This is a genomic window from Nocardioides coralli (assembly GCF_019880385.1).
Classification (GTDB): Bacteria; Actinomycetota; Actinomycetes; order Propionibacteriales; family Nocardioidaceae; genus Nocardioides; species Nocardioides coralli.
In genome coordinates this window covers 874,647-886,334 of the sequence record NZ_CP082273.1, presented here as the reverse complement: position 1 = coordinate 886,334, position 11,688 = coordinate 874,647, and the positions used below count along the sequence as shown (strand labels likewise).

Sequence of the window (11,688 nt, the reverse complement as noted above, 5' to 3'; positions counted from 1 at the left end):
GGCCGATGCCGCCGGGCCACCGGGTGTGACCTATCCGGCCGTCCGCTCCCCGGTGAAATGACTGTCCGACGGGAAGGGAGAGGCTTCACACTCGTGCCATGCCCAGCAGCACCCAGTGGGCGGCGTTCGTCGTCGCCTCGATCCTCTTCATCCAGCTCCCGGGTCCGAGCCTGCTCTTCACGCTCGGTCGGGCGCTGACGGTGGGGCTGCGCGACGCACTGCTCTCGGTGGTGGGCAACGCGCTCGGCATCACCGTGCAGGTGCTGCTCGTCGCCGCCGGCCTCGGCGCCGTCGTCGCGACCAGCGCGTCGGCGTACACCGCCCTCAAGCTGGTGGGCGCGGTCTACGTCGCCTTCCTCGGCGTCCAGGCGATCCGCCACCGCGGCGACGCGCGCCGGGCGCTCCTGCGCGGAGTGCCGGCGCCGGAGCGGGCGCGCCGGTCGCTGCTGACGGGCTTCACCGTGGGGGTGAGCAACCCGAAGACGATCGTGTTCTTCGTGGCGTTCCTGCCGCAGTTCACCGACCGGGGCGCCCCGGCCGGTCCGCAGCTGGCGGTGCTGGGGCTGGTCTTCGGCCTGCTGTGCGTGTGCTCCGACAGCATCTGGGCCACGGCCGCCGGCCGCGCCCGTCGGTGGTTCGCGCGCGAGCCCCGCCGGCTGGACGCCATGGGCGCCGCCGGCGGGGCGATGATGATCGGCCTCGGGGCGACCATGGCCGCCACCGAGTAGCCGGTCGTCAGCGGCGTCGTGAGACCGCTGCGGCGGCGATGTCCGGGTGGTCGCTGAAGGCGCCGTCGAGCCCGGCCCGCGCGAACCTCCGCAGCTCACCCGCCATGTCACCGAGCTCGTTGGGGTCGTCCGAGGAGCGGTACTCGGCGGGGAGGTAGCGGTTCTCGGCGCGGAACGTGTAGGCGTGGACCAGCAGGCCCTCCCGGTGCGCATCCCTCACGAGCGAGGTCGGCTCCCCGAGGGTGCCGTCGGGCTCGCGCGGGATCACCAGGTCCTTGCAGGGACCGATGCCGTCGGCGTACGTCGCGACCTCCGCGAGACCCTGGGGGCTGAGGATGACCGCGTAGGGGCGCGGGTCGTCCCAGGGCTTGCCGGCGCACCCGGCGAGCTGCGCCAGGCGCACGTCGGTCATCTCGTCGAGGTCCTTCAGGTTGCCGACCTCGAAGCTCTGCACGACGACGGGGTCGCGCCGGCGGTCCAGGCCGTAGGCGTCCAGCACCTCCACGAGCGGCTCCTCCATCGAGAGGCCGAGGGAGTCGAAGTAGCTCGGGTGCTTGGTCTCCGGGTAGATCCCGACGTCCTCGCCGTCACAGGTCTCCGTGGACCGGGCGAGCCGGACGACCTGCTCCAGGGTGGGGATCCGGTAGCGGCCGTCGTACCGGGTGTTCTGCGGCCGCACGTCCGGGATGCGCTCCTCGGCGCGCAGGGTCCGCAGCTCGCGCAGGGTGAAGTCCTCGGTGAACCATCCCGTCATCGGGACCCCGTCGACGGTCTTGGTCGTGCGGCGGTCCGCGAACTCCGGGTGGTCCTCGACGTCGGTGGTGCCGCCGATCTCGTTCTCGTGACGCGCTACCAGGACCCCGTCCTTGGTGGAGACCAGGTCGGGCTCGATGTAGTCGGCGCACTGGCGGATGGCGAGCCGGTAGGCCGCCAGCGTGTGCTCGGGCCGGTAGCCGCTGGCGCCGCGGTGGCCGATGACGGTGACGGAGGGTCCGCGCCGGTCGGGGTGGTCGTCGCGACGGTCGGCGGCGGAGGCCGGCGGGGTCAGGGCGACCAGCGAGGCCAGCAAGGAGGAGGTCAGCGTCAGGGTGAGGAGTGAGGGCTTCCGAGATCTCATGGGAACCACCTGACGGTGCGCCGTCGACGCGGGAGCGTCGGGGAGGTGACGCGGGACCGAACGGCCGGCGACGCTCCGTCGGCGTGGCCGCTGTGGGCGCGTTCGGTGCGGGTGTCGACCTGCTCCGCCGGGCGCTCGCGCGTCTTCCCCGGGGGGTCCGGGTCGACCCCGCATCCTCAGGGGACGTCCAGGGCGACGTGGTCTGGCGGCGTCTGCAGCTGTGAACAACCCGTCCGAGATGTCGGCGGGTCCGCCTAGGATCGAACACATGATCGAACGCACGGCCTCCGCTCGGCCCGGCGCAGCCACGCCGCTGGCCGACGACGTGCTGGCGTTCGCGAGGTCGCTCGCGGGCGAGGTCGACGGTCTCGACGATGCCGCCCGGGTCGACCTGCTCCGCGCCCTCGAGGTCCTCAAGAGCGCCGCGGAGGGCATCCAGGCGGTCGTGGCCGCCGACCTCGACGCGTCCCGGAGGGCGTCCGCCGCGGCACGCGGGGTCCCCGGCGACCGGCAGGGTCGAGGCGTCGCTCACGAGGTCGCGCTGGCCCGACGGGTCTCCCCGCACCGGGGCCAGCGACTCCTCGCGCTCGCCACGGTCCTGACCCGCGAGATGCCGTGCACGCTCGCTGCGCTCCGCACCGGCCGGATCACCGAGTGGTCGGCGACGCTGCTGGCCCGAGAGACCGCGTGCCTCAGCCTCCACGACCGGCAACAGATCGACCGGAGCTTGTGCGGCGACCCCGTCGCGGCCGAGCAGATGGGACCACGTGAGCTCGGCGACCGGGCCCGCGCGCTGGCGTCCGAGCTCGACCCCGCGTCGGTGGTCGCCCGTCGCAGCAAGGCTGAGGGCGACCGTCACGTCACGATCCGACCCGCCCCCGACACGATGACCTGGCTCACCGGACACCTGCCGGTCAAGGCCGGCGTCGCGGTCTACGCCGCCCTCCGGGCCGAGGCCGACCGACTCGTGGCCGCAGGCGACGGCCGCGGGCGGGGACAGATCATGGCGGACACCCTCGTCGACCGGGTCCTGGGTGGCACCGTGGATGCGAGCAGCACGGTCCGGGTCAACGTGGTCATCGGCGTCGACGCACTCCTCGCCGAGACCGACGAGGCGGCCGACATCCCCGGACACGGCGCGGTCCCCGCAAGCACGGTCCGTGACTGGATCCGGCAGGCCCTGGCATCGGGCGGTGGGCTCGAGCTCCGCCGCCTGTTCGCCGACCCGGTCACCGGTCAGCTGGTGGCCATGGAGTCCCGCTCACGTACCTTCCCGCGCGCACTGTCCGAGCTCATCGCCCTGCGTGACCGACGCTGTCGCACCCCTTGGTGCGGCGCCCCGGTTCGCCACGTCGACCACGTCGTGTCTCATGCCGACGGCGGCCCCACGAGCGCCGACAACGGCCAGGGACTGTGCCAAGCGTGCAACCACGCCAAGCAGGCCCACGGGTGGTCAGCCCGACCACGACCCGGCCCCGGCCACGGCGTCACGACCACGACCCCGACCGGACACACCTACGCCTCCACCGCCGCGGCACTCATCCGAGGTCGGACCGGGGCCGGGGGGCCGCGGGTCGACTGGGCCTGGGCCGCCTGAGGCTCAGCGGTTCACCGCCACTTGATCGAGCACCCCATGGCGGGGCGGTGCGGCTCGGGCACCGTCTCGCCGTTCCCGACGGCGACGATCGCCCCCTCCAGCAGCTCCCCGGTCACCGGTCGACCGTTGCCCGGGCTGGAGTCGTCCATCGCCCCGCGGTAGGCCAACCGGCCCTCGGCGTCGAAGAGGAAGAAGTCGGGCGTGCAGGCGGCGCCGAAGGCACGGCCCACCTCCTGCGACTCGTCGACCAGGTAGGGGAACCCCCACCCCGCCCGCTCGGCCTGCTCGGCCAGGCGGTCAGGGGTGTCGTCGGGTGAGATGCCGGTGTCGTTGCTGCACACGCCGACCACGGCGAGCTCGGGGTGACGGGCGAGCAGCTCGCCGAGGCCCTGCTCGACGTGCTGGACGTAGGGGCAGTGCTGGCTGAGGAACGCCACCAGGAGCATCCGGCCGTCGTAGTCCTCGGCGGCGACCTCCTCCCCCGTCGCGGAGGGGAGCCGGAAGGCGGGCAGCGGTGTCCCGAGCGGGACCATCGTCGATTCGGCAGCCATGTGTCGAGCCTACGCAGCGGCCGATGACCCCCGGGGGCCTCACACCTCGGTGCGGCCCTCGTTGTCCTTGTTGCGGATGCCGATCTTGTTGCCCAGCCACACCAGCGGGTCGTACTTCCGGTCCACCACGCGCTCCTTCATTGGGATGATCGCGTTGTCGGTGATCCGGATCCCCTCGGGGCACACCTCGGTGCAGCACTTGGTGATGTTGCACATCCCGAGCCCGGCGGCCTCCTGCGCCAGCTGCCGACGGTCGTGGGTGTCGAGCGGGTGCATGTCGAGCTCGGCGTACCGCAGGAAGAACCGTGGGCCGGCGAAGGCCTCCTTGTTGTCCTCGTGGTCGCGGACGACGTGGCACACGTCCTGGCACAGGAAGCACTCGATGCACTTGCGGTACTCCTGGCCGCGCTCGACGTCGACCTGCATCATCCGCCGCTTGCCGTCCGGGTCGCGGGGGCCCAGCTCGGCGCCGGGGAGCTGCCGGGCCTTGCGGTAGTTGAAGGAGACGTCGGTGACCAGGTCGCGGATCACGGGGAAGGTACGCATCGGGGTGACCGTGATGACCTCGTCCTCGGCGAAGTCCGACAGCCGCGTCATGCACATCAGCCGGGGCCGGCCGTTGATCTCCGCGCTGCAGGAGCCGCACTTGCCGGCCTTGCAGTTCCACCTGATCGCGAGGTCGCCGGTCTGGGTGGCCTGCAGCCGGTGCAGGGCGTCGAGGACGACCTCGCCCTCCGAGACCTCCACGGAGTAGTCGCGCAGCTCGCCGCCGTCCACGTCGCCCCGCCAGATGCGGAGCTTCAGGTCGTATCCCATGGTCAGCTCCCCTGTCCGGCGGTGTCGAAGTAGGACTTCAGCTCGTCGGGCATGGCCGGCAGCGGCTGCTCGGTGACCGTGACGCCCGTGCCGGCGTCGTCGAGCCGCACCACCAGGTTCTTGGTGCCCCACGAGTCGTCGGTCTGCGGGTAGTCGTCGCGGGTGTGTCCGCCGCGCGACTCGGTGCGCAGCAGCGCGGCACGGGCGATGGCCTCGGAGACGACGAGCATGTTGCGCAGGTCGAGCGCGAGGTGCCAGCCCGGGTTGTACTGACGGTGCCCGTCCACGCTCATCGTCGTGGCGCGCTTCTTCAGCTCCTCGATCGCGGCGAGCGCCTCCTCCAGCTCGCCACCGGTGCGGATGATGCCGACCAGGTCGTTCATCGCCTGCTGCAGCTCGTGCTGGATCGTGTAGGGGTTGTCGCCCACCTCGGCGTTGAACGGCGTGAGCGCGCTCCACTCGCCAGCCCGGACGTCGCGGTCGCTGACGGTGGGTCGCGACGCCAGGCCCGCGACGTACGCCGCCGCGGCCTCGCCCGCCCGGCGGCCGAACACCAGCAGGTCGGACAGGCTGTTGCCGCCCAACCGGTTGGAGCCGTGCATCCCTCCGGACACCTCGCCGGCCGCGTAGAGACCGGTGACCGCGCTCTGCTGCGTGTCGGGGTCGACCTCGACACCGCCCATCACGTAGTGGCAGGTCGGCCCGATCTCCATCGGCTCGGCGGTGATGTCGACGTCGGCCAGCTCCTTGAACTGGTGGTACATCGACGGCAGCCGCTTGCGGATGTAGTCGGGGTCCCGGCGCGAGGCGATGTCGAGGTAGATGCCGCCGTGCGGTGAGCCGCGTCCGGCCTTGATCTCCGCGTTGATGGCACGCGCGACCTCGTCACGCGGCAGCAGCTCGGGTGGTCGGCGGTTGTTCTTCTTGTCGTCATACCACCGGTCCGCCTCCTCCTCGGTGTCGGCGGTCTCGGCCTTGAAGAACTCCGGGATGTAGTCGAACATGAACCGCTTGCCCTCGGAGTTCTTGAGGACGCCGCCGTCGCCGCGCACCGACTCCGTGACCAGCAGTCCCTTCACCGAGGGCGGCCAGACCATGCCGGTCGGGTGGAACTGCACGAACTCCATGTTGATGAGCGAGGCGCCGGCGCGCAGCGCCAGCGCGTGGCCGTCGCCGGTGTACTCCCACGAGTTCGAGGTCACCTTGAACGACTTGCCGATGCCACCCGTCGCGAGGATGACCGCGGGCGCCTCGATGGCGACGAAGCGACCGGTCTCGCGCCAGTAGCCGAAGACGCCGGAGATCCGTCGCTCCCCGCCGTCGTCGTCCTGGAGCAGCTCGGTGACGGTGCACTCCATGAAGACGTCGATGCCGACCTGGACGGCCCGCTGCTGCAGGGTGCGGATCATCTCCAGGCCGGTACGGTCGCCGACGTGGGCCAGCCGCGCGTAGCGGTGGCCACCGAAGTCGCGCTGGCTGATCAGCCCGTCCTCGGTGCGGTCGAACAGGGCGCCCCAGTCCTCGAGCTCCATGACCCGCTCCGGCGCCTCCTGGGCGTGGAGCTGGGCCATCCGCCAGTTGTTGAGCATCTTGCCGCCGCGCATGGTGTCGCGGAAGTGGACCTCCCAGTTGTCCTCCGGCCACCGGTTGCCCATCGCCGCGGCGATCCCGCCCTCGGCCATCACCGTGTGGGCCTTGCCGAGGAGCGACTTGCAGACGATGGCGGTGTTGGCGCCCGCCTCGTGGGCCGCGATCGCGGCCCGCAGTCCCGCCCCGCCCGCACCCACGACGACCACGTCGTAGGCGTGGCGCTCGATCCCGCCCTCGGAGTAGTAGTCCATCTCGTTGCCGGTCATCTCGTGGCGCATCAGAAAAACCTCGGGTCCTCGATCCGTCCGGTGGCGAGCAGGTAGATGTAGAGGTCGACGATCGCCACCGAGAACAGCGACACCCACGCGTAGCGGGCGTGGTGGACGTTGAGCCGCGACACCCAGGTCCACAGCCGGTAGCGCACCGGGTGCTTGCTGAAGTGGCGGAGGCGGCCGCCGACGACGTGCCGGCAGGAGTGGCACGACAGCGTGTAGAGCCAGATGTAGATCACGTTGACCAGCATCAGCAGTGTGCCGAGGCCGGCGTGACCCCATTCCTTGTCGGCGTCGCGGAACGCGAGGACGACGTCGAAGGTCAGCACACCGGCGACCAGCACCGCGGTGTACCAGAAGTAGCGGTGGACGTTGTTGACCACCAGCGGCAGGGTGCTCTCGCCGGTGTAGGCCCAGTGGGGCTCGGCCACCGCACAGGCGGGCGGGCTGAGCCAGAACGCCCGGTAGTAGGCCTTCCGGTAGTAGTAGCAGGTCATCCGGAACCCGAGCGGGAAGACCAGGATGATCAGGGCCGCCGAGAACGGCCACCACTGGAAGGGCTGCCCGAAGTCGGAGGCGCCGGACACGCAGTCGCCCAGGCACGGCGAGTAGAACGGCGAGAGGTACGGGGAGGCGTAGTAGTTGGTCCCCGAGAAGGCGCGGACGGTGGCATAGACGACGAAGGCCGAGAAGACGACGAACGTCGTGGCCGGCGCCAGCCACCAGCGATCTCTCCGGAGCGTCCCGTGGTCGATGCTGGCCCTGCTCGGGCCGGTCACCCCAGTCGTCATACGTGCCTCTCGGTCAGTCCGATCGCTGCAACGGGGTGCAGTCTTACCGCTCGTCGTGGTCGAGGGAAGGGGCCACACCGCAGGCACCGGACCAGACCGCGGGGAGAGCGACACGAATTTCCCCGGTCGTGGCTCTACCGACAACGGCGCTGTGTGACCTACGGTGACCGCATCAGGGTGCGCATCATGAAACGGAATGCGCCATGCGCAACAATTTTGGCTCGGCCGCCGGGGGCCCCCTCGCAGCGCTGCTGGAGCAGCCGCGCTTCGAGGTGCTGCCCACGCCCGGCACCGCCGACCTCGTGGCCGCCCACCTCCCGACGGGGCGGATGGTGGCCGTCACCGCCTCGCCGCGCCGCGGCCTGGAACCCACCCTCGAGCTCGCCGTCGACCTGGCACGCCTCGGGTACGACGCCGTCCCTCACCTCGCGGCCCGGCTGGTGGCGGACGCCGCCCACCTCGCGGACGTCGTGTCCCGCCTGAGGGAGGCCGGCGTGACCCGGGTCTTCGTGCCCAGCGGCGACGGGGAGCCCGTCGGCGACTTCGCGGACGCGGTCTCGCTGCTGCAGGCGCTGGCCGCGCTCGGGCCACCGTTCCCCCACATCGGGATCACGGGCTACCCGGAGTCGCACCCGACGATCCCCGACGACCTGACCGTGCAGGCGATGTGGGACAAGCGCCGGTACGCGACCGAGATGGTCAGCAACCTCGCCTTCGACCACCGCGTCGTGGAGGTGTGGCTCGGCCGGGTCCGCGGGCGGGGGGTCACGCTCCCGCTCTGGCTCGGAGTCCCGGGCCCGCTCGACCCGACCCGGCTGCTGGCCGTGGCGACCCGGATCGGCGTCGGGGAGTCGAGCCGGTTCCTGCTGCGGCACAAGCGCACCGTCGCGCGGTTGCTGGCACCCCGCGGGTTCAGCACCGAGGCGTTCCTGCGCCGGCTCGCGCCCGCCCTGGCTCGCGACGACGCGGTGGTCGCCGGCCTGCACGTCTTCACGTTCAACCAGGTGGCGGAGGCCGAGGCCTGGCGCTCGGACCTGCTGGCCCGCCTGCAGGAAGGGGGTCCACCCGCCCGTCGTCCCGCCTGAACCCATCCCCGGCAACCCGGCAACCGATCCCTGCGACCCCAAGCCACGACCTGACACCGCACCACCCGTCACGAGCTCCGGAGGAGGCCCCATGAGCCACCACAACGTCCCCTCGGTCGACCAGTCCGACCGGCTGGTCCCCATCAACCTGCGGCAGTCGGGGTGGACCCCGGTGCAGATGCTGGTGGACACCCGCGTCCGCAAGTCGCCGTACTGGCACCTCTCGGCCGAGGCCGGCTGCTGGCGCGCTTCGGTCTACAACCGCATGTACCACCCGCGGGGGTACGTCCGCCCCGAGGACGGCGGCGCCATGGTCGAGTACGACTCCCTGGTCAACCACGTCACGATGTGGAACGTCGCCGTGGAGCGGCAGATCCAGGTCAAGGGGCCGGCCGCCAGCGACTTCGTCAACTACGTCATCACCCGTGACGCGACCAAGATCCCGCCGATGCGGGCGCGCTACGTGATCCTGTGCAACGAGGCGGGCGGGATCCTCAACGACCCGGTGCTGCTGCGCATCGCCGAGGACGAGTACTGGTTCAGCCTGTCCGACTCCGACCTCATGTTCTGGCTGCAGGGCGTCAACGTCGGTCGCCGCTTCGACGTCGACATCAACGAGATCGACGTCTCGCCGCTGCAGATCCAGGGCCCGAAGTCCGTCGACCTGATGACGGACCTGTTCGGTCCGGAGGTGGCGGCCCTGCCGCCCTACGGGCTGCTGGCCGGATCGGTCGAGGGCTGTGAGGTGATCGTGTCGCAGACCGGCTTCTCCGGGGAGAAGGGCTACGAGATCTACCTCCGCGACGCGAGCCTGCACGCCGAGGTGCTCTGGAACGCGGTCCTGCGCGCCGGTGAGCGCCACCAGCTGGCCGTGATCGCCCCCGCCCACCACCGGAGGATCGCTGCCGGGATCCTCTCGTGGGGGCAGGACATGGACGCCGAGACGCTGCCGTTCCAGGTCAACCTCGGCTACCAGGTCCCGCGGACCAAGGAGGCCGACTACGTCGGCAAGGCGGCGCTGGAGGAGGTTCGTGCGGCGATCGAGGCGGGCAACCCCCCGTTCACCCACACGCTGGTCGGGATGCGGCTGGGCGGCAAGCCCATCGACGACTACGCGCCCGACTTCTGGCTGGTCAGCGACCGCGAGGGCGGTGACGCGGTGGGCTACGTGACCTCCCCGTGGTACTCGCCGGAGCTGGAGGGCAACATCGCCATGGGTCACGTCCCGGTCGACTCCAGCGCGCTGGGGACCGAGCTCTGGGTCCACCTCCCCGACGAGTACGCCGACGAGCCCGGCGTACCGGTGCGCGCGGAGGTCTGCGAGATGCCGTTCCGGCCCTCGGTCAACCCGAACCAGCGGGAGCTGCTCCGGGCTCGCGGGCTCGACGCCGCCGTCTGAGGGCTCCAGGGATGAGGATGATGCTGTCCGACGCCGAGATCGCCGGCGCCGCCGAGCTCTGGCCGATCGCACGGGTCGCGGCCGAGCAGCTCGGCGTGCCGGAGGAGGCGCTGCTCCCCCACGGCCGCCACATCGCCAAGCTCGACCGCGCGTGGCTGGCGACCCTGGCGGACCGGCCGCTGGGGAAGCTGGTGCTGGTCACCGGCATCTCGCCCACGCCACCCGGCGAGGGGAAGACCACGACGGTGGTCGGTCTCACCGACGGGTTGCGGCGGCTCGGCGTCCGGGCGACGGCGGCACTGCGCGAACCCAGCATGGGCCCGGTCTTCGGGATGAAGGGCGGCGCCGCCGGCGGCGGCTACGCCCAGGTCGTCCCGATGACCGACATCAACCTCCACTTCACCGGCGACTTCGCCGCCGTCGCCGCCGCCAACAACCTGCTGGCCGCCCTGCTCGACAACCACCTCCACCACGGCAACGCGCTCGGCATCGAGCACCGCACGATCACGTGGAAGCGCGTCATCGACCTCAACGACCGGGCCCTGCGCGACGTCGTCGTGGGCCTCGGCGGGGTCGCGCACGGGGTGCCGCGCGAGGACGGCTGGGACATCGTGGTGGCCAGCGAGCTGATGGCGATCTTCTGCCTGGCCACCTCGCTCGCGGACCTCCGTGAGCGGATCGGACGGATCGTGGTCGCCCACGACCGGGAGGGGTCACCGGTCACGGCGAGGGACCTGCAGGCCCAGGACGCGCTCACCATCCTGCTCGCAAGCGCCCTGCAGCCGAACCTCGTGCAGACGCTGGAGCACTCTCCCGTCTTCGTGCACGGCGGCCCCTTCGCCAACATCGCGCACGGGTGCAACTCGGTGCTGGCCACCCGGACCGCGCTGCAGCTCAGTGACGTGGTGGTCACCGAGGCGGGCTTCGGGGCCGACCTCGGGGCGGAGAAGTTCTTCGACCTCAAGTGCCGCCTCTCCGGCCTCCGTCCCGACGCCGCGGTCGTCGTCGTCACGGCGCGGGCGCTGAAGTGGCACGGCGGGGTCGCCCAGGCCGACCTGGAACGGGAGGACCTGGGCGCTGTCCGGGCGGGGGCGGCCAACCTGCGCCGCCACCTGAGGAACCTGCGCGACGTCTTCGGCGTCCCGGCGGTCGTCGCCGTCAACAGGTTCCCGGGAGACACCGACGCCGAGCTGTCGCTGGTGCATGAGCTGGCCGACGCCGAGGACTGCGCGGCCTTCACCGCGACGCATGCCACCGACGGCGGCGAGGGCGCCCTCGACCTGGCCCAGGGGGTGCGGACCCAGCTCGACAAGGACGAGGTCGACTTCGCGTTCTGCTACCCCGAGGAGGGTGACGTGGAGTCCAAGGCGCTGGCCGTGGCGCAGCGGGTCTACCACGCCGACGCGGTCACCTTCTCCCCGCGGGCCCGACGCCAGCTCGACCGGGTGGTCGCCGACGGCTACGGCCACCTGCCGGTGTGCTTCGCCAAGACGCAGTACTCCTTCAGCACCGACCCCGCCGCCCTCGGGGCACCGTCGGGTCACACCGTCGAGGTGCGGGAGGTGCGGCTCAGCGCCGGGGCCGGGTTCGTGGTGCTGGTCACCGGGGAGGTGCTCACCATGCCGGGGCTGCCGAAGGTGCCCGCCAGCGCGCGGATGAGCATCGACGACGACGGCCACGTCCTCGGGCTCTCATGAGGTGCGTCATGCGCAACAGGTTCCACGATGCGCAACGCTGATACG

The 11,688-nt window shown here is 71.5% G+C and carries 10 protein-coding genes; 5 read left to right on the top strand and 5 right to left on the bottom strand.

The genetic code is table 11. The features are described from left to right. Positions 1-98 precede the first annotated feature (98 nt). Entirely contained in the window at positions 99-728 is a 630-nt protein-coding gene (locus K6T13_RS04320; protein WP_222897303.1) for a LysE family translocator, read from the top strand. Positions 729-735: 7 nt separating this feature from the next. Here K6T13_RS04320 and K6T13_RS04315 read toward each other — a convergent pair whose 3' ends face one another. Then, positions 736-1,845, bottom strand: a complete 1,110-nt coding sequence (locus K6T13_RS04315; protein ID WP_222897302.1) for a glycerophosphodiester phosphodiesterase — start codon at positions 1,843-1,845, stop codon at positions 736-738. Positions 1,846-2,113: 268 nt separating this feature from the next. Between K6T13_RS04315 and K6T13_RS04310 the strand changes: the two genes are divergently transcribed. Further along, positions 2,114-3,442, top strand: a complete 1,329-nt coding sequence (locus tag K6T13_RS04310; protein ID WP_222897301.1) for an HNH endonuclease — start codon at positions 2,114-2,116, stop codon at positions 3,440-3,442. An 11-nt stretch (positions 3,443-3,453) separates the two neighbouring features. On the opposite strand, the gene K6T13_RS04305 is transcribed toward K6T13_RS04310, so the two are convergent. Genes K6T13_RS04305 through K6T13_RS04290 form a run of 4 tightly spaced genes read right to left on the bottom strand, consistent with a single transcriptional unit; the run spans position 3,454 to position 7,462 of the window. Further along, the gene (locus K6T13_RS04305) at positions 3,454-3,993 is read right to left on the bottom strand and encodes a thioredoxin family protein (RefSeq protein WP_222897300.1); all 540 of its coding nucleotides are present in this window, start codon (positions 3,991-3,993) and stop codon (positions 3,454-3,456) included. Positions 3,994-4,032: 39 nt separating this feature from the next. Beyond that, on the bottom strand, positions 4,033-4,809 hold the full coding sequence (locus K6T13_RS04300; protein ID WP_222897299.1) for a succinate dehydrogenase/fumarate reductase iron-sulfur subunit: 777 nt from the start codon (positions 4,807-4,809) through the stop codon (positions 4,033-4,035). 2 nt (positions 4,810-4,811) lie between these two features. Further along, positions 4,812-6,677: a fumarate reductase/succinate dehydrogenase flavoprotein subunit gene (locus tag K6T13_RS04295; RefSeq protein ID WP_249423927.1), complete on the bottom strand. Its 1,866-nt coding sequence runs from the start codon at positions 6,675-6,677 to the stop codon at positions 4,812-4,814. Continuing rightward, positions 6,677-7,462, bottom strand: coding sequence for a hypothetical protein (locus K6T13_RS04290; RefSeq protein ID WP_222897298.1), 786 nt, complete (start codon positions 7,460-7,462; stop codon positions 6,677-6,679). Before K6T13_RS04290 ends, K6T13_RS04295 begins: the two co-directional genes overlap by 1 nt. Positions 7,463-7,665: 203 nt before the next feature. Here K6T13_RS04290 and K6T13_RS04285 point away from each other — a divergent pair, with 203 nt between their 5' ends. The 3 genes from K6T13_RS04285 to K6T13_RS04275 all read left to right on the top strand — a co-directional run bounded on the left by K6T13_RS04285 (position 7,666) and on the right by K6T13_RS04275 (position 11,643). Further along, positions 7,666-8,547 (top strand): methylenetetrahydrofolate reductase, encoded by an 882-nt coding sequence (locus tag K6T13_RS04285; protein WP_222897297.1) that lies wholly within the window; start codon positions 7,666-7,668, stop codon positions 8,545-8,547. A 91-nt stretch (positions 8,548-8,638) separates the two neighbouring features. After that, entirely contained in the window at positions 8,639-9,946 is a 1,308-nt protein-coding gene (locus K6T13_RS04280) for a glycine cleavage T C-terminal barrel domain-containing protein (RefSeq protein ID WP_222897296.1), read from the top strand. A gap of 20 nt (positions 9,947-9,966) precedes the next feature. Continuing rightward, positions 9,967-11,643: a formate--tetrahydrofolate ligase gene (locus K6T13_RS04275; protein ID WP_222898138.1), complete on the top strand. Its 1,677-nt coding sequence runs from the start codon at positions 9,967-9,969 to the stop codon at positions 11,641-11,643. The last annotated feature ends 45 nt before the right edge of the window (positions 11,644-11,688 follow it).

Bases quoted from the DNA above. Each gene is read 5' to 3' on its own strand.
- K6T13_RS04320 (WP_222897303.1), top strand. From the start codon at position 99: ATGCCCAGCAGCACCCAGTGGGCGGCGTTCGTCGTCGCCTCGATCCTC.
- K6T13_RS04315 (WP_222897302.1), bottom strand. From the start codon at position 1,845: ATGAGATCTCGGAAGCCCTCACTCCTCACCCTGACGCTGACCTCCTCC.
- K6T13_RS04310 (WP_222897301.1), top strand. From the start codon at position 2,114: ATGATCGAACGCACGGCCTCCGCTCGGCCCGGCGCAGCCACGCCGCTG.
- K6T13_RS04305 (WP_222897300.1), bottom strand. From the start codon at position 3,993: ATGGCTGCCGAATCGACGATGGTCCCGCTCGGGACACCGCTGCCCGCC.
- K6T13_RS04300 (WP_222897299.1), bottom strand. From the start codon at position 4,809: ATGGGATACGACCTGAAGCTCCGCATCTGGCGGGGCGACGTGGACGGC.
- K6T13_RS04295 (WP_249423927.1), bottom strand. From the start codon at position 6,677: ATGCGCCACGAGATGACCGGCAACGAGATGGACTACTACTCCGAGGGC.
- K6T13_RS04290 (WP_222897298.1), bottom strand. From the start codon at position 7,462: ATGACGACTGGGGTGACCGGCCCGAGCAGGGCCAGCATCGACCACGGG.
- K6T13_RS04285 (WP_222897297.1), top strand. From the start codon at position 7,666: ATGCGCAACAATTTTGGCTCGGCCGCCGGGGGCCCCCTCGCAGCGCTG.
- K6T13_RS04280 (WP_222897296.1), top strand. From the start codon at position 8,639: ATGAGCCACCACAACGTCCCCTCGGTCGACCAGTCCGACCGGCTGGTC.
- K6T13_RS04275 (WP_222898138.1), top strand. From the start codon at position 9,967: ATGCTGTCCGACGCCGAGATCGCCGGCGCCGCCGAGCTCTGGCCGATC.